We start from the raw sequence: 23,695 nt of genomic DNA on the forward strand, positions 1-23,695 counted from the left end.
GCCGGCTGCGGGATGATCCCGCAGCCGGCGCCGGGCCGTGACGTGCGTGGCGCGACCCGTACCGATGACGCCAGGTCAGGCCGAGATGCCGCAGTACTGCTGCTGTTTGCCGATCGCGCGGTAGACGCAGTCGGCCGTCTCCACCAGGCGCAGGACCGCTTCGCGGTTGCGGCTGGTCTCGCGGCCGATCACCTCGTCGGGCGGGTAGAAGCCGCCGCCGCTGCCGCTCTCGCCGGGGTACATCTCGAAGGTGTAGGCGAAGATCCGGTGGGCGCCCCACAGCCAGTCGTCGATCGCCCCGTCGGTGATGTAGAGGTCGCTCGACTGTTCGGGCGTGTAGCCGTTGGTGGCGGCCATGCCGCGGCCGAGGGTGGCGAAGGTGTTGTACTCGTCGGCGGTCATGCCGGTGGCGGTTTCGGCGGTGGTCCAGCCGAACGGCCAGAGGACCAGTTCGCTGTAGGTGTGGAAGTCGATGGCGGCGGTGATCTGCTGCTTGCCGTCGACGACCCGGCTGCGGACGAAGTCGGCGACGACCTTGGTCTCCTTGGCGGACTCCGGTGCGCTGCCCCGGTACGTCTCGTTGGAGGTGGAGCCGGAGGAGCCGCCGCAGCAGCCCCACTTGTAGTTCCAGTTGCGGTTGAGGTCGGTGCCGACGCTGTTGCTGCCGCTGTTGGGCTGGCGGTCCTTGCGCCAGCTGCGGTAGCGGCCGGTGGCGATGTCGTACTCGCCGCCGTCCGGGTTGAGGTCGGGGACCACCCAGATCTCGCGGCTGTTGACGGCGTTGGCGATGCGGCTGTCGGTGGCGTACTTGTCGCCGAACTCGTGCAGCAGGTAGAGCGCCATCTCGACGGTGAGGTGTTCGCGGGCGTGCTGGTGGGCGGTGAACAGCACTTCGGGTTCGTTCTCGTCGGTGCCGACGTTGTCGCTGATCTTCACCGCGACGATCGGGCGGCCCTCGTAGGAGGTGCCGATGACGCGCTTGCTCATGATGTCGGGGTGGGCGGCGACCACCGCGTCGATGTCGGCGGTGGCCTCGGCGTAGTTGTGGTAGCCGGAGTCGGCCTGCGGGAAGTCGTACACCGGGCCGGCCAGGCCTTCGTCGCCGGGTTCGGCGCCGTAGCGGGGGCCGGGCAGTGCGACGGGCGACCAGCCGAGCGCCCGCAGCCGGGCGGCTTCGGCGGGGGTGGCGGTGACCACCACCGCTTCGGGCAGGACGGCGTCGACGGAGACGCCGGTGGCGGCGACGGCGGTGCGTTCGGCGACGGTGCGGGGACCGTCGAGTCGATACTGCCGTGCGGTGTCGCTGCCGATGCCGGTGTCGATTCCGGTGTCGATGCCGAAACCGGTGACGGGCGCGGGCGTCGGCGGGCGGTCGGGGGCGGCCTGGGCGGTGAGCGGGGTGGCGAGGGCGAGGGCCAGCAGCACGGCGGTGGCCGCGGCGGGCTTCCCTCGGCGGGGCAGTCGCATGACTGTCCTCCTGTGGGGTCCGTGGGGGCGGAACTGTGGAGGAGGTTCGGCGCGCGCCAGCTTGATGGTCCGCCAGTGTCATGGGTTCGTCAAGGCGTTGGAAAGTCCGGACCCGGCCGCGGATCGGCCCGCACGACTCAGGAGGCCGGACGGGTCCCACAGGTCGCCAGGCTGCACCAGCGACGCCGGCCGCTCGCGTCCGGGAAGAGCCAGCCGCAGCCGGTGCTGGGGCAGCGGCGGACGGTGAACCGGCGCGGGTCGGCGAGCAGTTCGCCGGCCGCGCGGGCGGCGGCGTACAGCGGCAGCCGCAGGCCGGCCGACGGCGGCAGTCGCCAGTGCGCCAGGCCGTCCTCGCCCCGGATGAGGACCGCCGACCGCCCGGCCTCCTGCACCACGGCCGCCACCGCCCCGAGGGCGGCGCCGTCCTGCGGGTCGGTCAGGCACGCGTGGAGGGCCGACCGGAACGCGCGGGCGTCGGCGAGCACGCCGGCGGCCTCCGCGGGCCGCTCCGCCGCCCGGCGGAGCAGGGCCTCGACGACCGGCCCGCCGGCGAGGTCGTGGTGGCCGGCCCAGACCGCGAGCGTGGGGTAGCCGCGCGCCCGCGGCCCGATCCTGCTCGGCGTCGGCGCCGGCGCCGGCAACCTGCCCCGCGACCTCTACACCGTCGACGGCGTCTACACCATCGACATCAGCGCGACCGGCTACCGGACGCTGACCTTCGAGCACGGCTCGGCCGAACCGCTCTGCGCGAAGATCGCCTGACCGCGCGCCACGCGCACGGCGCCACCGGCGGGCGGCAGCCCCCACCTTGCCCCTCGGGCCGCGCCACGCCGCGCCACGCCGGGCCGCACCGGCCGACTGGCCCGTCCGGCGCAGCGTGACGCGCGGGACGGGCGGGTTGCTGCGATCTTCGGAGGGCACCCGGCCACGCCCGACCGCCGGGTCCCGTCGTCCCGAGACCGTGGAGGCCCGGATGTGGCAGGCTCCCCCCGCCCCCGTCAGCCGCGAGTGGCTCCCGGTGCTGGACATGCCGGCGCCCGGTCCGCAGAACCGCTGGACGGTGCTGCTGCGCGCGCTGCTGCTGATCCCCCAGCTCGTGGTGGTGTGGGTGCTGTCGGTGGTGGCGTTCCTGGTCACCGTCGTCGGCTGGTTCGGTGCGCTGGTGCTCGGCCGGCTGCCCGGTTTCGTGGCGGACTACCTCACGGTGTTCATCCCGTACGACACCCGCGTCACCGCGTACATGATGCTCACCGGGGACCGCTATCCGCCGTTCCGGTTCGAGGTCCCCGACTATCCGGTGCAGGTCGGGCTGCGGCCGGGTGAGCTGAACCGGCTCGCCGTGCTGTTCCGCATCGTCCTCGTCATCCCGGCCGCGATCGTGCAGGGCCTGGCGTACGCGGGCTGGTGGACGGTGTCGTTCGTCCTCTGGCTGGTGGTGCTGCTCCTCGGCCGGATGCCGCAGCCGCTGTACGAGGCGACGACCGCGATCCTGCGCTACCGGATGCGTTTCATCTCCTACCTGGTGATGGTCTCGTCCGCCTACCCCAAGCGCCTGTTCGGCGACGAGCCGGGCAGTGAGCCGGCCGGGCCGGCCTCGGCCACCCGCCCGCTGGTCCTGGGCGGCGGTGGGCGCGGCCTGCTCGTCCTCTTCCTGATCCTCGGCCTGGCCTCCTCGGCGACGGGCTCGGTCACCGCCTCGGTGAACTCGGACGACGACAACGACGACGAGGGCTCCCACCCGGCCCAGCACGTCGTCGCACCCCTGGTGCCGGGCCCCGCCGACCGGGCCCGCGACTCCGGTCGGATCGGCGAGGACGCCCGCGAGTCGTAGGTTCGCCCGATCAGGGGGCGCGTACGCACCGGCGCGCCGTTGCCGCGTACGCGCCGTCTGATCGAGAGAGCAAGGTTACCGGCGGTATGTGCACGGCTACGTTTGGCATATGACGCACTCTCGACTCCGCCGACTCCTCGTCCGCACAGCCGGGGCCCTCGTGCTCCTGGCCGCGCCCCTCGGGGCGCAGGCCGCCGCCGCGCACAGCCCGGCCGGGGACCGGAGAGCCATCATCACCGCACTCGGAGACGGCGACCGCGACGCACTCCAGCGGTCGGTGGACGCCCAGCTCGCCGCGGGCAAGGGCGGCAAGCAGACCGCCGCCAACGAGATCACCTACCCGGACGGCGCGGTGATGGTGCTCCCGCTGCCCGGGCAGGGGCAGGCACCGCCGTGGAGCGGCGACCACCACCGCCGCACCGTCCGGAGCCCGGACTGGAAGAACTGCCCCACCCCGGCCACCGAGCCGTCCTACTACTGCTTCTACGCCGACCGGAACTGGGGCGGCCGCCGGCTCCAGTTCAACCTCTTCCACGAGGACGCCGCCGTGTACTTCACCGACTACGGGTTCCGCGACCAGGCGAGCAGCTGGGTGAACACGGCGCGCGGGCTGGAGGTGATCGTGGACAACGACCCGGGCGACGGCCAGTGGCAGATGCTCTGGAAGGAGCCGGCGGTGTCGCTGTCCGCGTCGGTCGCGTACGACAACATGGCCGACCGGTTCTGGGCGGTCAGGCAGTAGCCACCGGCCGCACCACCGGCCACTGGCTACCGGCCGGCGGCCGAGGCCGGGGGTGAGACCGCGCCGGTGGGGACCGGCTCCGGCGTGACCGTGATGTAGGTCGGCGCCGGCGCGGTCTGCCGGGAGTCCGCCGCGTACCAGCCGGCGCCGAACGCGACGATGCCCAGCAGAAGGCCCCCGAGGACCAGCGTGAGGATGTGCTGCTTCATGGCCCAAGGGTAGGGGTGGAGCAGCCAACTTCCTTGCAGCCACGGCTCGCTGAGCCCGCCAGCCGTCAACCGGGATTGACGCCCCGACGGGCCCTGCGCACACCCCAGCACGTCGAACCCGGCGTCACCCGCACGAGCGCATTGCGCCGCCCCGCGGAATCGATCTGCTTCGTGTGCGGCAGAAACCCTCCGCGGCGGAACCTCCGTCGACGCCCGCACCCCCCACACCAGGAGACCCATCATGCGACTGGCCCTGTCCCTCCGCGCCGTCCTCGCCGTCCTCGCGCTGGTCGGCGGGACGGTGGTGGTGATCGCGACCCCGGCCACCGCGGCGACCTGCCCGCACAGCGACTCGCCCAAGATCGACGGTGCGGAGGCCACCTGGACCCTGAAGTGCAAGAAGGTCGAGGGAGTCGAGTCGCTGTACGTCGACGGGTGGGTGGAGGACACCCGGGCCGACGGGATGTGCGCGACGGTCACGATCGCCGCCGACAGCAAGAGCTACCCGGAGGAGGTGCAGGCCTGCGGCTCCGGGACGCGCGAGCAGATCCACAAGTACTACACCGGCCGGAGCGCCACGGTGAAGCTCAGCGTGCGCTGATGACCGGTTGACCGGCCGGGGGCGGGGCCGACGGCCTGACCTGGCGCGACCCGGCCCGGCCGGGCCGGGTCGCGCCAGGTCAGGTCAGGACGCGTCGGGCCCGGAGGGCAGCACGGCCACGGCCTCCACCTCCACCAGCTGTTCGTCGTACCCGAGCACCGTGACGCCGAGCAGGGTGCTCGGGGTGTCGTGCTCCCCCATGTAGGCGCGGTAGACGTTCCACACCTTCACCAGGTCGGCCTGGTCGCCGGAGGCCACGTACACGGTCGTCCGGGCGATGTCGGTGAGGGCCGCGCCGCTGTCCTCCAGCACGGCTATCAGGTTCCGCATCACCTGGTGGGCCTGGCCCTCGAAGTCGCCCACGGCGACCGTCCGGCCCTCCTCGTCCAGCGGGCAGGCCCCGGCCAGCCAGAGCGAGCGGGCCGGGGCGTCGACCTCCGCCGCGTAGGCGTAGTCCACTGCCCTGGTCAGCCGCGTGGAGCGGATCAGCTTGACGGCTCTGCTCATGTGGTCCTCCGACGGTCCCGACCGAACGTTCGCGCCCATCGTTGGCGTCTCCTGAACGACCGTCAAACCATTTACCGGCGAACCCCCCTCCGTTTCGGGGCTCTTGCGTCGGCGATTCACCGTTGCGGGTGATGGCGGACCGGCCCGCCGCAGCGGAATCCTGGTGGGTGCCCGCCCGGGCACCACGCCCCGGGCGCCCAGCCACCTCCAGCACCGGGAGGCACCGCCATGGAGCCCCAACCGTCCGACCGTGACCAGACCTCCGGCGTCCGTCGGCGCCGCATGCTCGGCCTCGCGCTCGGGGCGGGTCTCGTCCCGGCGCTCGGCCCGGCCGCCCAGGCCGCGTCCGACGCCCCGCCCGGGACGGCCCGGTCGCTGCCCGCGGCCGCGCTGGGCCGCCGGGTCGCCGACGTGGCCGCGAGCCAGCTCGGCGTGCCGTACGCCTGGGGCGGAGGCGACCGGCTGGGCGCGAGCCTCGGTTTCTGCGACGAGGAGAACGGCTGGCTGAACGGCGTGTGCATGGGCGAGAGGACGGTCGGCTTCGACTGCAGCGGCCTCTCGCTCTACTGCTGGTACCGGGCCAGCCACGGCACCGTCGAGCTCGGGCACTACACCGTCGCGCAGTTCAACCTCGGTGCCCCGGTGGAACGCGACGCGCTCGCCACGGGCGACCTGCTGTTCTTCTCCCGCCCCGACGCCCCCCTGCACCACGTCGGGATCCACGTCGGCGAGGGCGCGATGATCCACGCCGAGCGGACGGGCACCCTGGTCGCCCGGGTCGAGAACGTGCTCGACGTGCCGCGCTGGGCGGGCGAGTTCGCCGGCGCCCGCCGCCCGGGGCAACCCTCGGCCTGACGCGAACGGCCTGAAGCGGACGCCCCGACGCGACCGGCCCGAAGCGGCCGACCCCACGCGGCCGCCCCCACGCCCGCCCCACGGTCACAGGCCGCCGCACCACTCCCCCGTCCCGTGGTGCACCCGCAGCAGCAGTTCCTGCAGCACCTGCCGCTCCCCCGCGTCCAGCGGCGCGAGCACGGCGTCCTGCACCGCCCGCGCCTGCGCCTCCAGGTCGGCGAGCAGCGCCCGTCCGGCATCGGTGACCGAGACCGAGACCCTCCGCCGGTCGGCCTGGTCCCTGGCGCGTTCGACGTACCCGGCGGCGGCGAGCCGGTCGGCGACCTTGGCCAGGTCGCTCGGGTCGATGGCCAGCCGCCGCACCAGGTCCCGCTGGGCCTGCGGGCCGAAGTCGGCGAGTGCGGCCAGCACCGCCATGTCCCAGAGCCGCAGGCCGCGTTCGGCCAGCCGCTCGGCGAGCCGGACGCGCGCCGCCCTGCCGATCCGGGAGAGCAGGTAGGTGCTGAGGTCCAGCAGGGTCGGGGGGAGTTCGGCGGCGGGGTGCGGGTTCTCGGAGGCCATGGCGGCAGTCTAGGGTCTCTCCCTATAGTGGGTTGTGACCCATCAACTCGGGAACCGCCGGAACCGCCGGAACCACCCCCCGCGCCGCCCCCGCACACCGCCCCCGCACCGCCGCTCTCTCCACCCCCTTTGCCAGGAGTTCGCCCGTGGACGCCCCGTACCCCCGCCTGCTCGTCTCCCGCTTCGCCGAGTGCTTCGCCTTCTACCGCGCGGTCCTCCCGGAGCTCACCGGCGCCACCCCGGCCAAGGGCGCGCCCGAGGGCCCGTACGCCAACTGGGACCTCGCCGACCGCACCTGCCTGGCCCTCTTCGACCGATCCGCGATGGCCGCGGCGCTCGGCGTCGCCAAGCTCCCCGCCCACCCCGCCGCACCCTCGCAGGACACCGCGATGCTGGTCCTCCGGGTGGACGACGTGGACGGCGCACTCGGCCTCTGCCTGCGCCACGGCGGCACCCCCGTCACCCCGCCGACCGACCGCCCGGAGTGGGGCCCCACCCTGCGCAGCGCCCATCTGCGCGACCCGGACGGCCGTGTGATCGAGCTCCAGTCCTACTGACCGGCCCCGCCGCACGGGGCTTGCGCCTCGTGCGGCGCGGTCGGTCGGCGGACCGCCCCGACCGGGCCTACTCCATCGGCAGCGACGGGTGGCCCGCCGGCCCGTAGGCCTCGAATCCTCCTCCGGCCTGCGCGAGTTGATCGGCCCGGAAGTCCGAGGAGCAGGCCCGCCCGAGAGCCTGCGAGGCGGCGTCGGCGCCCGGGACGTGCCCGAGCACCGCGGCACAGTACTGGACGGCGGGGCTGGGCAGCGGGCGGAGCTCGGCCGAGCCTGCCGGGGTGGCGGCCACCGCTCCGGCGAGGGCGAGACAGCCGGCCAGAGCGGGAACGGCGAAGCCGTGTGGGACGCGCATCGGGAGTACCTCCGTACGGGTGGGGACAGCGGCGGCCGCGGACTCGGCCGCCCGGCCCATTCGACGGGCGGCCGCCGCCCTCGGCCCGACCGACACACCGCACACCGCACTAGTCGTACGTATGCCACGGACGGCCCCACCGAGGCCCCGCGGGCGGGCGTCCGAGGCCGGGCCCTACGGCCGCCGGGAGGCGTCCTCCGCCCACAGTTCCGCGTCGCACGCCGCCACCAGCGCGCCGATCCGCGCCCACGCCTCCTCGGCCGGCAGCGGCTCCAGCCGTCGGCCGTCCCGCAGCCGCAGCGCGACCCGGTCGTCCACGGCCTCCTTCGCCCCGATCACCGCCTGGTACGGCACCAGCCGGGCCTCGCGGATCCGGGCGCCCAGGGTTCCGTGCTCGGGCCCGGCGACCTCGGCGCGCAGGCCGAGGTCCAGGCAGCGCTGCCGGAACCGTTCGGCCTGCGGCAGTTCGGCCTCGGAGACGGGCAGCAGCGCCACCTGGACGGGCGCGAGCCAGGCCGGGAACGCGCCGCCGTACAGCTCGATCAGGTGGGCGACCACCCGCTCGACGCTGCCGATCACGCTGCGGTGCACCATCACCGGGCGGTGCTTGGCGCCGTCCGCGCCGATGTAGTGCAGGTTGAACCGCTCCGGCTGGTGGAAGTCGATCTGCACGGTGGAGAGGGTGAACTCACGGCCGGCGCCGTCGGCGATCTGCACGTCGATCTTGGGCCCGTAGAACGCCGCCTCGCCCTCCGCCGCCTCGAACGGCACCCCGGAGCGCTCCAGCACCTCGGTGAGCAGTGCGACGGCGCGCTCCCAGAGCACCGGGTCCGCCACGTACTTGCCGCCCGCGCCGGGCAGCGAGAGCCGGTAGCGGACCGGGACGACGCCCAGTGCCCGGTGCGCCTCGCGGATCAGCTCCAGTGCGGCGACGGCCTCGTCGGCCGCCTGCTCCGGGGTGCAGAAGATGTGGGCGTCGTTCAGCTGGATCGCCCGGACCCTGGTCAGCCCGCCCAGCACCCCGGACAGCTCGGAGCGGTACATGCCGCCCAACTCCGCCATGCGCAGCGGCAGTTCCCGGTAGCTGTGGGAGCGTGAGCGGTAGATCAGCGCGTGGTGCGGACAGAGGCTGGGGCGCAGCACCACCTCCTCGGCGCCCAGTTCCATGGGCGGGAACATGTCCTCGCGGTAGTGCGCCCAGTGGCCGGAGATCTCGTACAGCTCGCGTTTGCCGAGCACCGGGGAGTAGACGTGGCGGTAGCCGGCCCGGCGCTCGCGGCCGCGGATGAACTCCTCCAGGGAGTGCCGGATCGCGGCGCCGTCGGGGAGCCAGTACGGCAGGCCTGAGCCCATCAGCGGGTCGGTGTCGAACAGGTCGAGTTCGCGGCCGAGCTTGCGGTGGTCGCGCATCGGGCGGCCGTGCAGGTCGTGGTCGTGCAGGTCGTGGTTGCCCGAGGAGCGGTCCTGCGGGGAGCGGTCCTGCGGGGGGTGGCCGTTCATGGCGGTGGTCTCCACTCGGGTGGGCGGGCGAGTGGGTCCGGGAACGGCGAAGCCCCGGGGCACTCGCCCCGGGGCTTCGAACTGGGTCAGCAGTCAGCGCGCCGGGACTCTCTCCGGCGTCGTCGTGGCGAGTGCAGCGCGCTTCATGCGTTCCACGGTAGCAGCTCCGCACTGTCGGCGGTGATCTTTTCCCCCGGGCCGGAGCCCGGCGGTTCAGAAGAGCGTCACGCACCCGCGCGCGGCCAGCGCCGCCAGCAGCCGGCCCGGCGGGCGCACGTCGTTCCACCGCAGGTCCAGCTTCTCCAGCGCGGGCAGCGCGCCCGGATCGGTCAGCCAGTCGGGGAGTTCGGTGATCCGGTTGCCGCGAAGGTCGAGGCGGCGCAGCCGCGGGAGCCCGGCGAGCGCGGCGGGCAGTTCGGTGAGGGTGTTCTCCCGGAGCTCCAGCTCGCGCAGCCCGGCGAGCCGACCGACCGACTCCGGCAGATCGGTCAACTCGTTCCCGCGCAGCCAGAGTTCGCGCAGCTCGCCGAGTTCGCCGATCGCCTCCGGCAGAGCGGTGAGCCGGTTGTGCTGCGCGCGCAGCTCGATCAGCGAGGCCAAGTCGCCGATGGTGGAGGGGAGTTCGGTGAGCCGGTTCTCGCCGACGTTGAGGTAGCGCAGCGCGGTGAGCCGTCCGAGCGCCTCGGGCAGGGCGGTCAGCGCATTGTCGTGCAGGTAGAGGAAGTCCCGGAGGCCGGTGAGGTCGCAGAGCTCGGCGGGCAGCGCGGTGAGCCGGTTGTGCCCGAGGTCGAGGGTCCGCAGAGCACTCAACCGGCCGATACCGGAGGGGAGTTCACTGATGCCGGTGTCGGCGAGGATGAGCACGGTCAGCCCGGTGCGGTCCCACACCTCGGCCGGCACCTCGTCGAGCGGCCGGCGCCAGAGGTTGAGCGTCACATCGACCGGCCCCAGCATGTCCCTCGTACCCGCCATGTCCGCCGTACCCACCGTGTCCGTCGTACCCGCCATGTCCGTCGCACCCACCATGTCCGTCATGCCTGCGCCGCCCGGTCCGGGCCGATGCGGAACTCCGCGAGCTGTCGGCCGTACCACCGGTCGGTCGGCCCGGTGCCGGTCATCCCCAGGCGCCGGAAGACGGCCGCCGACCGGGTGTTGTCCGGGGCCAGCACGGCGCGGATCTCGGTCAGGCCGTCGGCGAAGCCCTTGGCCAGGACGGCCCGGGCCGCCTCGGTGGTCAGCACCGTCTCCGCGCCGTCTTCCGTCCCCGCCGTCACGCGTGCCCCTTTCCGATGCGGATGATGCGTGCATCACCGTACGCAGTCGGGCCGCCGAGCGGAACTCCGGCGTCCCGGGCGCGGTCCGCTCAGCGGGCGCCGGCGTGGAACAGCCCGTCCACGACCTGGTGGAGGAGCTCCTCCGGGAACTCGGCGAGCTCGCCGCGGGCCTCCTCGGTCAGCCGCATCGCGGTGGCGCCCTCGTGCAGGATGACCAGCAGCCGGGCGAGGTCGCGCGGACGGACCCGCGAGGTGGGCTCCGAGGCCTCCTCGATCAGCCCCACCAGCCCGTCGATCAGCCGGGCCTCGTGCTCGGCGAGGCCGCGGGCGACCTCCGGGTGGCGGGCCGCGTGCAGGGTGAACTCCATGGAGAGCAGGAACCAGCCCTCGTCCTCCTGCCGCCGTTGGGCCAGTTCGCGCAGCAGCCGGGACGGGAGGTCCCGGCCCGGCACGGTGCCGACGAAGGCGGACCGCAGGTCGGCGAGCAGCTTGTCGATCTGCTGGTCGTAGAGGGCGAGGAACAGCTGTTCCTTGTCCGGATAGTTGGAGTAGAACGCGCCTCGCGTCAGCCCGGCTCGGGCGACGATGTCGCGGATCGAGGTGGCGTGGAAGCCGTGTTCGGTGAACAGGGCGAGGGCGCTGTCGTTCAGGGCGGCGACGGTCAGCGGGCGCCGCTTCGTGGGTGACTTGGGCACGGACTGCGGTCCTCGGCTCTCGTTCTTCGCTCGTCGGTGCCGCCGGGCGGCCCCGGCCCAGTCTACGGGCGGGTCGCTGTGCCGGGCCGCGGCCTCGGGGCGCGGGTCAGGTCGCGGGCGGGAGTTGGGACGCGGCCACCAGCCCGGCCACCGTCCGGAGCCTGGCGAAGTACTCGCGGCAGTACTGCTCGTCGATCAGGGGCACGACCTTGTCGAGGTCGGCGATGCGGTGCCAGAGGTCGGAGATGCTGCGGTGGTCGAATCCGCCGCGCTGTTCCCGGAGCACGGCGGAGGCGACGGCGTCCTCCAGGAGGATCAGGCACACCCTCGCGATGTCCACCCCGAGGAAGCTCCTGGGGAACGGCGACCGCCGGTGCTCCTCCCACAGCCGGTCGAGCCGCGCCCGGTCCGACTCCTCGTCCGTGGCCCCGCCGGTCGCGTCCGTCGCCACGGGCGGGCGGAGGAGCGCGGACACGGCGTCGAAGACCGGGCGCACCAGCTGGACGGCCCGCCCCGGGGGCACGGCGCCGGTCGTCACGGTGCCCCGCGCGAGCTCGTCGCGCAGTCGCAGGCTTTCCTCGATCTCGGTGACGAGCCCGGGCCCGAGGAGCCCTTCGGCGGCGGCCCGTCCGATCAGCTCCCGGAGCGGCTCCTCGACGGCCAGTCGTTCGACGAGGACCTGTTCCAGGGCGAACAGCGCGTGGGTGACGGCGACGGTGGCGAACTCGTACCGGTAGTAGGAGTGCCGGATGAGCTCCTTGGAGGTCTCCAGCGCGCCCATGACGCCCATCGCGGCTCCGGCGGGCACCTCCAGACCGGCGACCAGGTCCTGCATCCCCGGATAGTCCGGGGCGACGGACCAGGCACGGGGATCCTGGGCAGGGGACAGCGGCGAGGGGATCACCGGTGCATTCTCACGGCCGACGGAGGCCGGTGCACCGGTTTTCCCCGCGCACCCGGCGACGGGCGGTCACCTGCCCGTCGGCGGGCACCCGGGCCGGCCGGCGCCGTGTCAGGCGGCCGCGGCGCCGCCTCCCGTGCCGTAGTCGTAGAAGCCGCGCCCGGCCTTGACGCCGAGCCGGCCGTCCCCGACGTACTCCTCCAGCAGTTCGCGCGGGCCGGCGGGAAGGCCGGGACGCTCGGCGGCGTAGTGCTCCTCGATGTCGAGGACGACGTCCAGGCCGACCTGGTCCATCGCGCGGAACGGGCCGCCGCGCAGGCCGGTGTTGACGGACCACATGGCGTCCACCTCCTCGGCGGTGGCGACGCCCTCGGCGACCACCGCGAGGGACTCGCGCTTGATGGCCGCCCAGATGCGGTTGAAGATGAAGCCGGTGCTCTCCTTGCGCGCCTCGAACGGGAACAGTCCGTGGCGCGGGAGTTCGGCCAGCAGCAGGTCGATGACGGCCCGGTCGGTGCGGCCGCTGGACATCACGTCCACCGCGTTCTGGGTGGGCGGCATGTAGAAGTGGACGTTGACCAGGCGCTCCGGCTCCCGCACGCAGTCGACGAAGCGGCTGGTCGGGTAGGACGAGGAGTTGCTGCCGAGGATCGCGTCCGGGTCGGCGGTACGGTCGAGGTCGGCGAAGACCCGCTCCTTGAGCTCCGGGCGCTCGGGCACCGCCTCGATCACCAGCCAGGCGCCGCGCAGCGCCTCGGCGAGGTCGCCGCCGACGGCGACGGTACCGGGCGCTCCCCCGCCGACCTCGGCGGCGACAGCGGGCAGGTGCTCCTCGACGTAGCCGCGGGCGGCCGCGAGCTGCTCGACCGAGGGGTCGTAGATCCGGACCTCCCCGCCACCGGTGGCGAACATCAGGGCGATGCGGCGCCCGAGGGTGCCGGCTCCGACGACGGCGACGGGGCGCCCGGCGGGGTTGGGAACGGTGAACGGCATCGAGATCACTTCCTTGGTCGTGCTGCGTTCCGAGGGGTGGTGGCGCGCGGGGCTTCCGCCCGTTTGCGCGGCCACTCCCATCGGATGCATGGTGTATCCGATACACATGGTATCCGTTTGAGGAGACCAAGCAACCCACCACCGAGAAGGAGCCCCCGATGCGCCCCGACCAGGTCGTCCGTCACGCCACCACCCCGCTGACCGCCCCCGTCTACCCGCCCCGCGCCACCCGCTTCACCGACCGGGAGTACCTGAACGTCGTCTACCGGACCGACCCGGAGGCGCTGCGCACGGTCGTCCCCGAACCGCTGGAGATCGACGAGCCGCTGGTCCGCTTCGAGGTCATGAAGATGGGCGAGGTCGACGGCTTCGGCCCGTACGTCGAGGCCGGGCAGGTCGTCCCGGTCCGCTACGGGGACGAGGAGGGCGAGTACCTGCACGCCATGTACCTCGACAACTTCGCCGCCACCGCCGCGGGCCGGGAGCTGAGCGCCTACCCCAAGGTGATGGGCAGCCCCCGCCTCTTCACCGAGGCCGGCGCCCTGGTCGGCACCCTCGACCACGGCAACCAGCGGGTCGCCACCGCGACCATGGCCTACAAGTGGCAGCCGTTGGACCCGGCCGAGGCGCGCGAGCAGATCACCGTGCCCACGTACGGGGTGAAGATCGTCCCCGACTACACCGGCGGCCTGCGGGTCTGCGACCTGGTCCGCACCCGGATCACCGACGTCACCGTCAAGGAGGCCTGGACCGGCCCCGCCCGGCTGCAGCTCTCCGCGCACGTCATGGCGCCGCTGGCGGACCTGCCGGTCCTGGAGGTCGTCTCGGCCAGCCACATCCTCACCGACCTCACCCTCGCCCCCGCCGTACCCGTCCACGACTACCTGGCCGAACGGCGCAGCGCGGCCTGAAGCGCGGGAGCCCCGGTCGACGAGCGCCGGGCGACGGACGCCGGGCCCCGGGCCGTGGGCCTCCCGACGGCGGAAACGGCACCGCTCCGGCCCGCCCGCACGGTCGAGGACCCGCGCGGACGAGCCGGAGCGGTGGAACCGCGCCGCGGCAGCCGGTCAGCCCAGCCTCGGCGCCATGGCGGCCGGCCCCTGCACCGCCGGGCCCGCCGCCTTCCCCGTCCCCGTCCCCGCCCCGGTCCCGGTGCCCGTCCCGCAGAAGGCCTGCTCCAGGAAGTCGGCCTCCGCCTGCATCTGCGCGACGACCTGCGCCTGGTCGCCGCGCGGGGTGACGGACAGCGACACCTGCCGGTCGCCCGAGCTCCACAGCTGGGTGCTGTACCCGGGCACCGAGCCGTCGTGCCCGTAGACCGGACCGCAGGAGAGCTGCCAGCCGGCCAGCCCGAGCCCGTAGCCCAGCCCGGTCGGCATGCCCTCGATCACGATCGGGGTCGTCGTGGTCATCTCCTTCAGCAGCGCCGGCGGCAGCAGCCGGCCGCCCAGCAGGGCCTTCTCGAAGCGGTTCAGGTCACTCAGGGTGGAGATCACCTCCCCTGCCGAGTTCGCCCAGGTGACGCTCGCCACCGTCACGTCCCGGTCGCTGCGGTCCTCCGGGCCGGGGCCCTCGGGCAGCGTCCAGTAGCCGTGCGCGTGCGGGCCCCGGATGCCGGTGGCCGTACCGGGGAAGTACGTGCCGGTCAGGCCGAGCGGGCGCAGGATGCGCGCGGTGGCCTCCTGGGCGTAGCCGTGCCCGGTCGCCTTTTCGATGATCATGCCGAGCAGGGTGTAGTTGACGTTGGAGTAGCCGTACCCGGTGCCCGGCGGGAACTTGGGCGCGTGCGCCGCCGAGGAGGCCACCACCCGGGCCGGGGTGATGTGCCGGGTCAGGCCGCCCTGGTCCAGCCAGTTCCGGACGACCGCCGGGTCGCTCCAGTCGGGGAAGACCCCGCCCTTCTCGTTGGTGGGGTCCCAGAGTCCGGAGCGGTGGCTGAGCAGCTGACGGACGGTGATGCGGTCACCGTTCGGGACCAGCCCGGGCAGGTGGCGCTCGACCGGGTCGTCCAGGCCGATCCGCCCCTCGCCGACCAGTTGCAGCACCGTGGTGGCGATGAACACCTTGGTGACGCTGCCGGCCCGGAACCGCCCGTCCGTGCGCAGCGGTGCGCCGGTGGCCAGGTCGGAGACGCCGGACGCCCCGCGCCAGGCGCCGCTCCCGTCCCGGACCTCCGCGATCGCCCCGACGGCGCCGGCGTCGGTCAGCGCCCGCAGGGCCGCCGCCCGCGGGTCGCCGGACCCCGGCCGTCCGTCGGCGGCCTCGGCCGCACCCGCCGGGACCAGCGGCCCGGCCAGTGCCAGACAGACCGCCCCCACCAGCGCGGAGACAAACGTACGACGTGCCATGCGACCCCACCTTCGCCGTCGGCGAGCACTCCCTCGCCCTCGACGCCCAGCCTCGCCGCTGCCCTGACGGTCGGTCATCCCCCGCCGGAAGGAGCCGGCCGTACACCCGCCAACGGAGGGCCTCCGCCGGAAGGCGGAGGCCCTCCCGCGGTCGCGCCTACCGGGCCGGGGCCGGGCGGACCGGGTGCTTGCTCAGGATGGACACCCGGTTGAAGGAGTTGATGGCGATCGAGACCCAGACCACCGCGGAGATCTCCTCGTCGCTCAGCACCTCGCGCGCCACGCCGTACGCGGCCTCCTGGAGTGCCGCGTCCGCCGGGGAGGTGGTCGCCTCGGCCAGCCCGAGCGCGGCCCGCTCCCGGTCGGCGAACACCTCGGTGTCGCGCCAGGCCGCGAGCACGCCGAGGCGCTGGGCGGTCTCGCCCTCGCGGATCGCGGCCCTGGTGTGCACGTGCAGGCAGTAGGCGCAGCCGTTGATCTGCGACACCCGGAGGTTGACCAACTCGATCAGCCGGCGGTCCAGCCCGGCCTCGGCCGCGACCTCGCGCGCCGCCTCGGCGGCGGCGAGCAGCGCCTTGTACGCCTGGGGGCTCTGCTTGTCGATGAACACCCGCCGGTCCGTCGGAACCACCGTCACATCACTCACCTGGACTCCTTAGGCTGGTCGCACTGTCGCCCGCCACTCTGCCATGGCATGATAGTTGAATATAGAACTAATCACCACCTGGGAGGGACCCCCCGTGAGCACCGCCGAGACCGACCTCGCCGAGACGCCCGCCGCCGACCCGCGGGTGGAGGTCCTGCCCGCCCGGGACGTCCCGCTCGGCGGCCCGCGCGCGATGACCGTGCGCCGCACCCTCCCGCAGCGCTCCCGCACCATGATCGGCGCCTGGTGCTTCGTCGACCACTACGGGCCCGACGACGTCGCCGGCACCGGCGGCATGGACGTCGCCCCGCACCCCCACACCGGGCTGCAGACCGTGAGCTGGCTGTTCACCGGCGAGATCGAGCACCGCGACAGCCTCGGCGTCCACGCCTACGTCCGGCCCGGCGAGGTCAACCTGATGACCTCCGGCCGCGGCATCGCCCACTCCGAGGTCTCCACCCCGGCCACCACCGTCCTGCACGGCGTACAGCTGTGGGTCGCCCTGCCCGAGGAGCACCGGCACACCGGACGCGACTTCCGCCACCACGCCCCCGCCCCGGTCGCCCTGGACGGCGGCGAGGCACGGGTCTTCCTCGGCACCCTCGCCGGCGACACCTCCCCCGTCCCCACCTTCACCCCACTGCTCGGCGCCGAGCTCACCCTGCGCCCGCACGCCGTCGTCACCCTCGACGTCGACCCCGCCTTCGAGCACGGCCTGCTCGTCGACAGCGGCGAGATCCGCCTCCTCGACACCCCGCTGCGCCCCGCCGAACTCGGCTACGTCGCCCCCGGCAGCCGCACGCTCACCCTCACCAACACCGGCGGGACCGACGCCCGCCTGGTGCTGCTCGGCGGCACGCCGTTCGAGGAGCGGATCGTCATGTGGTGGAACTTCATCGGGCGCTCACACGAAGACATTACCCGAGCCCGCGAGGAGTGGATGAGCTCCGCAAACCCCGACCGCTTCGGCGCCGTCCAGGGCTACCCGGGCGACCGCTTGCCCGCCCCAGAGCTCCCGGGAATCCCCCTCAAGCCGCGCGGAAACGTGCGCTGACCTGGGAATTTGCCAATCGGGGGTGCGGCGGCCGGGTCCGCCACACCCCCGAGCCGGAGTCCCCCCGCGCTCACCCCGAAGCAGGCCTGCCGGCACTCGCTTCCGCGCTCGACGCGTGACACCGTTCGACCATCCGCGACAGCGTCTGACAGGACCAATGCTGACTCAATGCTGAGTTTGCTGATGGCCCGTCAGAACCGACTGGGGCACTCACCGCGCCCGGAACGTCATCGTCGGGTGCCGCCGCGAGAACCGGCGGATGCCCTGGCACGGCCCCCTCGGCGGCTGCCGAAGGACGGTCACCACCGGAGCGGCGCGGGCCGGAGAAGACAGCCACCATCCCGTCCGCTGCCCTCACCGACGATCTTGCTTCAAGCCAGTTATTAGACTCGCGCCCTGCGAGACATTCCCAGCCCCTCTGCCGGCAAGCACCCGCCGACCCGACCCGACCCGGCGCTAGGGTGACCCCATGGCGGACGCCCCGACGACAGCAGCACCCTCGATCGAGACCCTGGACGCCCTCGTCGAGTGTGCCTGCGAACCGCCGACCGGCACGTCTCGGGCGAAGCAACTGCACTGGGTCGCCGGCGAAATGCGCACCGCCCTCGAGCGGGGCGCGATCGTACCCACGGCCGCTGACTCACTCGCTCTGCTCTTCGCGCCAGACACCCTCGCCGGCTACCTCACAGCCGCCGAGCAGGGCCTGCTGCGGCGCAAGCCCACCGCACGACCGGGCCAAGCCTCACCCGCGTCCATGCGCGTCCGGGAGGACTGCCTCCGCATCCTCGGCGCCCGGGCCGACATCACCGTCACGCTCCCGGACCGCAACCCGCCGCGGGTCGAACTCCGGCCCGTGGTCACCGCCCGCCCGCGCAGCATCCTGCTCGGCCACCTGGAACACTCGGCCCGCCCCGGCCGCTCCGAGTCCCGCAGCCGGATCCTCGCCATCATCGGCACCGTACTGGACACCGGCTGCCGCGCCGGCGAACTCTGCGCCCTGCGCACGGACGACGTCGACCTGCACCGCGGCACGATCCGCCTCACCCGCCTCCCCCAGCACCGCAACCCGCGCACCACGCCCGCCATCATGACGGTCGGCCTGTCCCGCCCCACCCGGGCCGCGATGCGCCACTGGCTCACCGTCCGCAGCCACCTCGTCACACGCGACACCACCGAACCCGTCGGCCCGGGCAACGAGACCACCGACGCCCTGTGGGTAAGCATCGCCCCCAGCGGTCACCCCCGCCCCGGCCTGCCCCTACAATTCCGCGGCCTGGCCCGCGCCTACGCCCGCGCAATCGACGACCTCAACACCGAGATGGCCGCAGAACCCGGCTGGCACCCCCTACCTCGACGCATGGAACAGCTACGCCGCGCCATCGAACTCGAACCGGCCGACCCCGACGGTACGGCCCTCCTCCGCCGCGCCCGCACACCTGCGGGCGACCCCGAAGCAGCGGCACCGGACAGTCGGGCCGGCCCAATGAACCGGCCCTATCCCGTAATCGGTGGCAACGAAGCGTGACAGGCGTCGTTGACAGGCCATGTGAGATGCCAACGAGCCTACGGGAAAGGCCTTTTCCGGGTTTCGGCATTGGCTGTCGACGACCAAGAGGACTGCCACCCTCCAACGTCCGCGATCAGCTCGCCTGGACCTGGCCCCACGCCGCCGACCATAGGAGAGCCCTATCCCCACCAGCTACCGCCCCCGCAGCGCCCGCCCGCTTCGCCCTCCACCCCGTGCCACCGTGGGCAAGCGGAGCGCTCGTCCACAGCGTCCCCACCCATACCAGCCACCCGGTCAAGGTCCTCTGGGTCCCGAACACCGCACCCCTGCTCCCCTTCGACCGCATCCTCCTGCGCTGGGAGCCCGCCCCCAAGGCCGGCTGGGACATCACCGCCCACCTCGGCCTCGCCGCCACCGTGGTTCCCCTCGCCATCTGGCCCGCCGCCGGAGACATCTGGCCCCGCCTCGTCCGCCCCACCCTGCGCGAGGTCACCGGCCTGTGCTCCGTCCTTACCGTGGCAACCGGCTCGCCGACTCCTGCCCGCCGCCAACCAAGGCCGCCCCGCGCCGATCCGGCCGGGGCGGCCTTGCTGTACACCCACCCACCCGCCGCTACGTACGCCCTTCACTGGAACAGCGAGGAAGGGACACCATCGTCGCCGCTGGCCAGCCGCTCCAGGCCGCTTACCAGGTTCTGCTGCAGCTGCGCCGCATGCGAGCAGACGTTGGCCAGCCCGACCTCAACCCGCGCGGTCGAGTCCCTGCCCATCTCCGCAACCCGGGCTTGTGGGAAGCCTTTGACGGGTCCTCTGAGTGAAAGGTCTGGTACGGGAGCCCATGCGGCACTACTTGTGCGCCATCGCCTGGCACCAGTGACAGGCCGCGTACGCGACGCTCAGCAGCACCGGCACCCCAGCCGCTCGGCCGCCACGGAGCCATCCGGCTTTCAGGGCCAGCCGCCGACGGGGTTGTCAGCGTACTGCAGCAGGTTCGGGAGGTGACATCGGCCGGGCGGTTCACCATGTGAGCAGTGTCGCAGCACCGGCCGCAGGAACCACGGAACCGGAACCGACTGGTGGGGTCGGTGCCAGCCCGTCGATCCGCGCGGTCCCGCCGCACGCGCCGCGGCTGCAAGGTCGAGCGGTAGAGCATCCCCACCACTCCCCTTATTGTGCAAGTGACAGTAACTGAAGTACGTTGTAGAACGTGCAAAATGACGTGTGGTCACCACCTGCTGTGCTGCTGACGGTCGATCTTGTGATCCTGACGCTGCGGGAGAGTCGCCTGCACGTCCTCCTGGTGGAGCGAGGCGGAGATCCCTTCCGGGGCATGCTCGCCCTGCCCGGAGGATTCCTGAACCACGATGGTGAGGAGATCCTGGATGCCGCTCACCGCGAGCTGAGTGAGGAAACGGCCCTGGCCGCCGGCTGGGTGCACCTTGAACAGTTGGCCGTGTACGGGGATTCGGGCCGCGATCCGCGGGGCCGAGTCGTCTCCGTGGCCCACCTGGCGATCGCACCGGGGCTGCCCGACCCGGTCGCGGGAACGGATGCCACCGATGCCGCGTGGGTTCCCGCGGAAGCCGTCCTGTCCGGCGAGGTGGAGCTCGCCTTCGACCACCGTCGAATCGCTACGGACGGGATCGAACACGCGCGCACCAAGCTCGAGTTCTCGGCGCTGGCCACAGCATTCTGCAGGGAGAACTTCACCATCGCAGAGCTGCAACAGGTGTACGAGGCCGTCTGGGGCACCGAACTCGACACCCGCAACTTCTACCGGAAGGTCCAAGCCGCGAAGGGATTCATCGTCCCCGCCGGCACGGATCGCAGGACGACTGGAGGACGGCCCGCACGGCTGTACCGGGCCGGTCCGAAGACCGTGCTGTTCCCACCGCTGATACGACCCGCGCCATCCACGACGGAAGAGAACACGAGAGGGGAAGAGGAATAGATGTCGAATGGCCCGGTGGTGGTTCTCACTGCCCTCAATCTTGAGTACCAGGCCGTGCGCCAGAGGCTGGCGGGTCCGCAGGTGCATCGCCATGAGCGTGGCACCCGGTTCGAGGTGGGAACCGTGCAGGGCACGTCGTGCCGTGTCGCACTCGGCCTGACGAGCAAGGGGAACCACTCCGCCGCAGTGATCGCCGAACGCGCGATTCAGGAGTTCTCGCCGGTGGCCGTGCTGTTCGTCGGGGTCGCCGGCGCCCTGTGGGACACCACCAGGCTGGGCGACGTGGTGATCGCGTCGCACGTGTACGCGTACCACGGCGGGACCAGCGAGGACGACGGGCTCAAAGCCCGCCCCCGGGGGTGGGAAGCACCGCACGGCATCAGCCAGCTCGCCTCGCACCTGGCCCGCTTGAACGACTGGGCGGACCCCGCACCCGGCCACGAGGACGCACCGCAGGTCCGCTTCGGGGCGGTCGCCGCCGGCGAGATCGTCCAGAACTCGAGGATCTCGGCCGAGGCGAAGTGGATCCGGCAGCACTACAACGACGCACTCGCCATCGAGATGGAGGCGGCCGGTGTGGCACAGGCCGGCCATCTCAACGGGGCACCGGTGGCCATCATCCGGGGCATCAGCGACCGGGCGGACGGCACGAAGAACAGTGCGGAGGACCGCAACTGGCAGCCGCGGGCCGCGGCGAACGCGGCGGCGTTCGCCACCCGGCTGGCGGTGGAACTGGTGGGGGAACTGGAGGAGGACGCGATGCCCCGGGACGACAGGGTCCGTTCGACCGACCGGTTCGACCGACACGTCAGCAACACCGCCCACAACAGCACCGTCGGCATCATGGCCGGCTCGGTCACGGGCAGCAGCGTCCATATGAACGCGGCCCCGAAGGCATCCGGACCGACGGATCTGGTCGCTGAACTGAACCGGTTCCGTGAGCAGTTGGGGCGCCACCGCATCGAGGGCGCCCTCGACGAGGACACCTACCGGGAGGCCCTGGCCGATCTGGACTCCGCCCTCCGGTCGGCCGGGGAAAACACCCCCGAATCGTCGAAGCGGACGGCCATGACACTCAAGAGGCTGCGCGGGCTGGTGGCGGAGTGCCCGGCGCTGGTGGCCCGGCTGGCCCCTCTGGTCGCCGCGGCCGGTGACCTGTCATGAACCACGGCAACGATGCCGCGTACAGCTCGGCCGCGTACGACTCCACGGTCGGAATCCAGGCCGAGACCGTGCACAACTCCAACGTCTACTTCGTCCACCCGGACGCCTCGCCGCAGGAGAAGTACCGGCTGGGCGTGCGGTTTCTGGAGGACGGCGTCCCCAGCCGCGCCCGCGAAATGATCACCGATGCGATGGCCCACGGGTACGACGGCGCGGAGGTACGTTTCCACTGGGTGCTCGCCGTACTCAGCGCACGCACCTACCAGGACCTCAGCACTGAAGAGGTCCACCGGCTGCACCACACCTCCGGGCTCCTACGGATCTACGCCGAGGGCGAGTGGAAGGAAGCCCTGCGTGTCACCTTCGACCTGCTGGCGGTGCTCAGCACCGCGAGCGGCGAGACCGGAGCCGTGCTGAAGCAGCTGCATGACCTGCCGCTCCGCCAGCGCGAGGCGATCCTCCGCCACCTCGACCTCATGCTCACCGGAGGGCTGAAGGACGACCTGTGGGCGGAGACCTGCGAACGGGCCGGGGCGGAACGCTTCGGCAACGACCGGGTCCGGCGGGTCTGGGCCTACTTCGCGCCCGCCCCCATCGGGGCGCGGGCTGTTCCGCCCCGCCCGAGCACTGCGGCCGCCGCCCGGACGGCCCTCCCGGTGCGGGCCGCTCTGTTCGCCTTCAGCAGCGCGCTCCTCTGGGCCCTGGCACTGATCGCGAATCCGGCCTGGGCTGCCGCCGAGTTGCTGGTGGCGCTCGGTGCGGGTCTGACCGCGGCCCGCTGCGGCCTCCGGTGGTGGGGGTGGGAACTCCGGTCGGACCTCACGGCCGGGGCCCGCATCCCGCACCCGCGCAGTCCCGCCTCTGCCGAGGACGGGTTCACCAACCGCGTCCGCCATTCGTTCGATCATTACTTCAGCGTTCGCACGCCCTACGGGTTCACCCCGGACGCCTGGCTCGCCCACACCGTGCAAATCCGCGGCAGCCTCGCCGCCGAGATCGCGGACCTCTACCGGGAGAGCCGGATCAGTGTGGAGCGGGTCGCCTGGTTGATCCGCTATCTCGCCGAGGACGCCCGGAACCGCCACAACAACGGCACCCTGTTCGATCGTCACCGCCAGGACCCGACTCCGGCCGGGACGAAGGCCCTGACCTTGGTGGCCCTCGCCATTCTCGGCGCCTCAGCTCTGGCCGCATCCGGCACGGCGATCTCGGGTACCGCCTCGCCGCGACCGCTGTGGGCGTTCCTGGCCGTGCTCGGTGCGGCCTGGTCCGGGCACGCGGCAGCTTCCCGGTGGCTGGAGATCCGACGTGAAGAGCACCGACTGGCCCGGGAGACCCAGGAGTACCACGAACAGCTGACCGCACGACAGATCGCCCACCAGCGCTGGAAGGAATTCCTGGACGTCACGCGCCCTACCGAGCTGGAAATGGAGACCTGGCTCACCTGCGACAAGACTTCGTTCGTCGATGAGGCGCTCCGGTACCACCGGCTCACCTGGCGTGACCTGATCACCCACACGATCCTGGTGGCCCCGGCTCCTTCCTGCAAACGGGGCCGGGTCCGGGGCGGCTCCTGGAGGTACTCGCGCTACGTCTTCCGTCTGTTCCTGTTCACCCAGGACGGCGTCCGCGAGGTCAGCTCCGAGTTCAACTTCTCCGACGCGACGCGCAAGAACGAGCAGCGGAGCAACTACCGGTTCGATGCGCTGTCCTCCGTGCAGGTGACGGAGAACGCCGACATCGGCTACGACCTGGAGCTCGTCCTCACCAACGGTCCGGCCAGGAAGATCCGCGTCAAGGACACCGACGCCCATCAACTGACGCCTGACGAGAACGCTCAGGAGATCTCCGAGATCAACCTCAGCGCGGCCGGCTCCACCCACGCCTTCCGCATCCTGGAGGGGGTAGCGGCGGATGGGAAGGGCTGGATTGAACGGCACGGCCACGACAACCTGACGCCCTTCCAAATCGCTGGCTGATC

Annotated in this window: 27 protein-coding genes; 11 read left to right on the top strand and 16 right to left on the bottom strand. The window is 72.6% G+C overall.

Annotated features, from left to right (window positions below; all coding sequences use genetic code 11):
- Positions 1–75: 75 nt before the first annotated feature.
- Both ACGFSC_RS24360 and ACGFSC_RS24365 read right to left on the bottom strand, forming a co-directional pair.
- The gene (locus tag ACGFSC_RS24360; RefSeq protein ID WP_359897156.1) at positions 76–1,467 is read right to left on the bottom strand and encodes a M14 family metallopeptidase; all 1,392 of its coding nucleotides are present in this window, start codon (positions 1,465–1,467) and stop codon (positions 76–78) included.
- A gap of 137 nt (positions 1,468–1,604) precedes the next feature.
- Positions 1,605–2,108 (bottom strand): CGNR zinc finger domain-containing protein, encoded by a 504-nt coding sequence (locus ACGFSC_RS24365; protein WP_359897154.1) that lies wholly within the window; start codon positions 2,106–2,108, stop codon positions 1,605–1,607.
- Positions 2,109–2,440: 332 nt separating this feature from the next.
- Between ACGFSC_RS24365 and ACGFSC_RS24370 the strand changes: the two genes are divergently transcribed.
- Together ACGFSC_RS24370 and ACGFSC_RS24375 are read left to right on the top strand one after the other, a co-directional pair.
- On the top strand, positions 2,441–3,298 hold the full coding sequence (locus tag ACGFSC_RS24370; RefSeq protein WP_359897152.1) for a DUF4389 domain-containing protein: 858 nt from the start codon (positions 2,441–2,443) through the stop codon (positions 3,296–3,298).
- Between the two features lie 109 nt (positions 3,299–3,407).
- Positions 3,408–4,040: a peptidase inhibitor family I36 protein gene (locus ACGFSC_RS24375; RefSeq protein WP_359897150.1), complete on the top strand. Its 633-nt coding sequence runs from the start codon at positions 3,408–3,410 to the stop codon at positions 4,038–4,040.
- Between the two features lie 26 nt (positions 4,041–4,066).
- On the opposite strand, the gene ACGFSC_RS24380 is transcribed toward ACGFSC_RS24375, so the two are convergent.
- Positions 4,067–4,249 (bottom strand): hypothetical protein, encoded by a 183-nt coding sequence (locus ACGFSC_RS24380; RefSeq protein WP_359897148.1) that lies wholly within the window; start codon positions 4,247–4,249, stop codon positions 4,067–4,069.
- A 241-nt stretch (positions 4,250–4,490) separates the two neighbouring features.
- On the opposite strand from ACGFSC_RS24380, the gene ACGFSC_RS24385 reads away from it, so the two are divergent.
- Positions 4,491–4,850: a hypothetical protein gene (locus tag ACGFSC_RS24385; protein ID WP_359897146.1), complete on the top strand. Its 360-nt coding sequence runs from the start codon at positions 4,491–4,493 to the stop codon at positions 4,848–4,850.
- An 84-nt stretch (positions 4,851–4,934) separates the two neighbouring features.
- Here the strand turns inward: ACGFSC_RS24385 and ACGFSC_RS24390 are convergent, their stop codons facing one another.
- A complete protein-coding gene (locus ACGFSC_RS24390; RefSeq protein WP_359901401.1) occupies positions 4,935–5,357 on the bottom strand; it encodes a RidA family protein in 423 nt (140 codons plus the stop codon).
- Positions 5,358–5,585: 228 nt separating this feature from the next.
- Between ACGFSC_RS24390 and ACGFSC_RS24395 the strand changes: the two genes are divergently transcribed.
- The gene (locus ACGFSC_RS24395; RefSeq protein ID WP_359901398.1) at positions 5,586–6,212 is read left to right on the top strand and encodes a C40 family peptidase; all 627 of its coding nucleotides are present in this window, start codon (positions 5,586–5,588) and stop codon (positions 6,210–6,212) included.
- 84 nt (positions 6,213–6,296) lie between these two features.
- On the opposite strand, the gene ACGFSC_RS24400 is transcribed toward ACGFSC_RS24395, so the two are convergent.
- Positions 6,297–6,773: a MarR family winged helix-turn-helix transcriptional regulator gene (locus tag ACGFSC_RS24400; RefSeq protein ID WP_359901395.1), complete on the bottom strand. Its 477-nt coding sequence runs from the start codon at positions 6,771–6,773 to the stop codon at positions 6,297–6,299.
- A 146-nt stretch (positions 6,774–6,919) separates the two neighbouring features.
- Between ACGFSC_RS24400 and ACGFSC_RS24405 the strand changes: the two genes are divergently transcribed.
- Positions 6,920–7,330: a VOC family protein gene (locus ACGFSC_RS24405; RefSeq protein ID WP_359901392.1), complete on the top strand. Its 411-nt coding sequence runs from the start codon at positions 6,920–6,922 to the stop codon at positions 7,328–7,330.
- A 67-nt stretch (positions 7,331–7,397) separates the two neighbouring features.
- On the opposite strand, the gene ACGFSC_RS24410 is transcribed toward ACGFSC_RS24405, so the two are convergent.
- From ACGFSC_RS24410 to ACGFSC_RS24440, 7 genes are all read right to left on the bottom strand, one after another.
- Complete coding sequence (locus ACGFSC_RS24410) at positions 7,398–7,682, bottom strand: hypothetical protein (RefSeq protein WP_359901390.1); 285 nt, start codon at positions 7,680–7,682, stop codon at positions 7,398–7,400.
- Between the two features lie 174 nt (positions 7,683–7,856).
- A complete protein-coding gene (gene thrS / locus ACGFSC_RS24415) occupies positions 7,857–9,092 on the bottom strand; it encodes a threonine--tRNA ligase (protein ID WP_392863942.1) in 1,236 nt (411 codons plus the stop codon).
- Between the two features lie 303 nt (positions 9,093–9,395).
- A complete protein-coding gene (locus tag ACGFSC_RS24420; RefSeq protein WP_359901385.1) occupies positions 9,396–10,217 on the bottom strand; it encodes a leucine-rich repeat domain-containing protein in 822 nt (273 codons plus the stop codon).
- On the bottom strand, positions 10,214–10,456 hold the full coding sequence (locus tag ACGFSC_RS24425) for a GNAT family N-acetyltransferase (protein WP_359901382.1): 243 nt from the start codon (positions 10,454–10,456) through the stop codon (positions 10,214–10,216). Before ACGFSC_RS24425 ends, ACGFSC_RS24420 begins: the two co-directional genes overlap by 4 nt.
- 89 nt (positions 10,457–10,545) lie before the next feature.
- Positions 10,546–11,151 (bottom strand): TetR/AcrR family transcriptional regulator, encoded by a 606-nt coding sequence (locus ACGFSC_RS24430; RefSeq protein ID WP_359901379.1) that lies wholly within the window; start codon positions 11,149–11,151, stop codon positions 10,546–10,548.
- Positions 11,152–11,257: 106 nt separating this feature from the next.
- On the bottom strand, positions 11,258–12,055 hold the full coding sequence (locus ACGFSC_RS24435; protein ID WP_359901377.1) for a hypothetical protein: 798 nt from the start codon (positions 12,053–12,055) through the stop codon (positions 11,258–11,260).
- A gap of 108 nt (positions 12,056–12,163) precedes the next feature.
- Complete coding sequence (locus ACGFSC_RS24440; RefSeq protein ID WP_359901374.1) at positions 12,164–13,045, bottom strand: 3-hydroxyacyl-CoA dehydrogenase family protein; 882 nt, start codon at positions 13,043–13,045, stop codon at positions 12,164–12,166.
- A 158-nt stretch (positions 13,046–13,203) separates the two neighbouring features.
- On the opposite strand from ACGFSC_RS24440, the gene ACGFSC_RS24445 reads away from it, so the two are divergent.
- On the top strand, positions 13,204–13,956 hold the full coding sequence (locus ACGFSC_RS24445; protein WP_359901373.1) for an acetoacetate decarboxylase: 753 nt from the start codon (positions 13,204–13,206) through the stop codon (positions 13,954–13,956).
- A gap of 156 nt (positions 13,957–14,112) precedes the next feature.
- Here the strand turns inward: ACGFSC_RS24445 and ACGFSC_RS24450 are convergent, their stop codons facing one another.
- Complete coding sequence (locus ACGFSC_RS24450) at positions 14,113–15,393, bottom strand: serine hydrolase domain-containing protein (protein WP_359901370.1); 1,281 nt, start codon at positions 15,391–15,393, stop codon at positions 14,113–14,115.
- Positions 15,394–15,550: 157 nt separating this feature from the next.
- On the bottom strand, positions 15,551–16,039 hold the full coding sequence (locus ACGFSC_RS24455) for a carboxymuconolactone decarboxylase family protein (RefSeq protein WP_359901367.1): 489 nt from the start codon (positions 16,037–16,039) through the stop codon (positions 15,551–15,553).
- 94 nt (positions 16,040–16,133) lie between these two features.
- Between ACGFSC_RS24455 and ACGFSC_RS24460 the strand changes: the two genes are divergently transcribed.
- On the top strand, positions 16,134–17,093 hold the full coding sequence (locus ACGFSC_RS24460) for a pirin family protein (protein ID WP_359901364.1): 960 nt from the start codon (positions 16,134–16,136) through the stop codon (positions 17,091–17,093).
- A 469-nt stretch (positions 17,094–17,562) separates the two neighbouring features.
- Positions 17,563–18,618 (top strand): site-specific integrase, encoded by a 1,056-nt coding sequence (locus ACGFSC_RS24465; RefSeq protein WP_359901361.1) that lies wholly within the window; start codon positions 17,563–17,565, stop codon positions 18,616–18,618.
- Positions 18,619–19,225: 607 nt separating this feature from the next.
- Here ACGFSC_RS24465 and ACGFSC_RS24470 read toward each other — a convergent pair.
- Both ACGFSC_RS24470 and ACGFSC_RS24475 read right to left on the bottom strand, forming a co-directional pair.
- Positions 19,226–19,369, bottom strand: coding sequence for a hypothetical protein (locus ACGFSC_RS24470; RefSeq protein WP_359901358.1), 144 nt, complete (start codon positions 19,367–19,369; stop codon positions 19,226–19,228).
- Between the two features lie 76 nt (positions 19,370–19,445).
- Entirely contained in the window at positions 19,446–19,511 is a 66-nt protein-coding gene (locus ACGFSC_RS24475; protein ID WP_392863944.1) for a DUF255 domain-containing protein, read from the bottom strand.
- 295 nt (positions 19,512–19,806) lie between these two features.
- On the opposite strand from ACGFSC_RS24475, the gene ACGFSC_RS24480 reads away from it, so the two are divergent.
- From ACGFSC_RS24480 to ACGFSC_RS24490, 3 genes are read left to right on the top strand one after another with little or no spacing between them, the layout of a single operon-like run.
- Positions 19,807–20,550, top strand: coding sequence for an NUDIX domain-containing protein (locus tag ACGFSC_RS24480; protein WP_359901355.1), 744 nt, complete (start codon positions 19,807–19,809; stop codon positions 20,548–20,550).
- Complete coding sequence (locus ACGFSC_RS24485; protein ID WP_359901352.1) at positions 20,551–21,714, top strand: 5'-methylthioadenosine/S-adenosylhomocysteine nucleosidase; 1,164 nt, start codon at positions 20,551–20,553, stop codon at positions 21,712–21,714.
- The gene (locus ACGFSC_RS24490) at positions 21,711–23,693 is read left to right on the top strand and encodes a hypothetical protein (RefSeq protein WP_359901350.1); all 1,983 of its coding nucleotides are present in this window, start codon (positions 21,711–21,713) and stop codon (positions 23,691–23,693) included. Before ACGFSC_RS24485 ends, ACGFSC_RS24490 begins: the two co-directional genes overlap by 4 nt.
- Positions 23,694–23,695: the final 2 nt, after the last annotated feature.

The organism is Kitasatospora sp. NPDC048715 (assembly GCF_043198905.1).
In the GTDB taxonomy this organism is placed as follows: domain Bacteria; phylum Actinomycetota; class Actinomycetes; order Streptomycetales; family Streptomycetaceae; genus Kitasatospora; species Kitasatospora lactacystinica.

What these genes read in the sequence shown, in the direction of transcription:
- ACGFSC_RS24360 (WP_359897156.1), bottom strand. Translation starts at nt 1,467, where the DNA reads ATGCGACTGCCCCGCCGAGGGAAGCCCGCCGCGGCCACCGCCGTGCTG.
- ACGFSC_RS24370 (WP_359897152.1), top strand. Translation starts at nt 2,441, where the DNA reads ATGTGGCAGGCTCCCCCCGCCCCCGTCAGCCGCGAGTGGCTCCCGGTG.
- ACGFSC_RS24375 (WP_359897150.1), top strand. Translation starts at nt 3,408, where the DNA reads ATGACGCACTCTCGACTCCGCCGACTCCTCGTCCGCACAGCCGGGGCC.
- ACGFSC_RS24380 (WP_359897148.1), bottom strand. Translation starts at nt 4,249, where the DNA reads ATGAAGCAGCACATCCTCACGCTGGTCCTCGGGGGCCTTCTGCTGGGC.
- ACGFSC_RS24385 (WP_359897146.1), top strand. Translation starts at nt 4,491, where the DNA reads ATGCGACTGGCCCTGTCCCTCCGCGCCGTCCTCGCCGTCCTCGCGCTG.
- ACGFSC_RS24390 (WP_359901401.1), bottom strand. Translation starts at nt 5,357, where the DNA reads ATGAGCAGAGCCGTCAAGCTGATCCGCTCCACGCGGCTGACCAGGGCA.
- ACGFSC_RS24395 (WP_359901398.1), top strand. Translation starts at nt 5,586, where the DNA reads ATGGAGCCCCAACCGTCCGACCGTGACCAGACCTCCGGCGTCCGTCGG.
- ACGFSC_RS24400 (WP_359901395.1), bottom strand. Translation starts at nt 6,773, where the DNA reads ATGGCCTCCGAGAACCCGCACCCCGCCGCCGAACTCCCCCCGACCCTG.
- ACGFSC_RS24410 (WP_359901390.1), bottom strand. Translation starts at nt 7,682, where the DNA reads ATGCGCGTCCCACACGGCTTCGCCGTTCCCGCTCTGGCCGGCTGTCTC.
- thrS (WP_392863942.1), bottom strand. Translation starts at nt 9,092, where the DNA reads ATGCGCGACCACCGCAAGCTCGGCCGCGAACTCGACCTGTTCGACACC.
- ACGFSC_RS24420 (WP_359901385.1), bottom strand. Translation starts at nt 10,217, where the DNA reads ATGACGGACATGGTGGGTGCGACGGACATGGCGGGTACGACGGACACG.
- ACGFSC_RS24440 (WP_359901374.1), bottom strand. Translation starts at nt 13,045, where the DNA reads ATGCCGTTCACCGTTCCCAACCCCGCCGGGCGCCCCGTCGCCGTCGTC.
- ACGFSC_RS24445 (WP_359901373.1), top strand. Translation starts at nt 13,204, where the DNA reads ATGCGCCCCGACCAGGTCGTCCGTCACGCCACCACCCCGCTGACCGCC.
- ACGFSC_RS24450 (WP_359901370.1), bottom strand. Translation starts at nt 15,393, where the DNA reads ATGGCACGTCGTACGTTTGTCTCCGCGCTGGTGGGGGCGGTCTGTCTG.
- ACGFSC_RS24465 (WP_359901361.1), top strand. Translation starts at nt 17,563, where the DNA reads ATGGCGGACGCCCCGACGACAGCAGCACCCTCGATCGAGACCCTGGAC.
- ACGFSC_RS24470 (WP_359901358.1), bottom strand. Translation starts at nt 19,369, where the DNA reads ATGGGCAGGGACTCGACCGCGCGGGTTGAGGTCGGGCTGGCCAACGTC.
- ACGFSC_RS24485 (WP_359901352.1), top strand. Translation starts at nt 20,551, where the DNA reads ATGTCGAATGGCCCGGTGGTGGTTCTCACTGCCCTCAATCTTGAGTAC.
- ACGFSC_RS24490 (WP_359901350.1), top strand. Translation starts at nt 21,711, where the DNA reads ATGAACCACGGCAACGATGCCGCGTACAGCTCGGCCGCGTACGACTCC.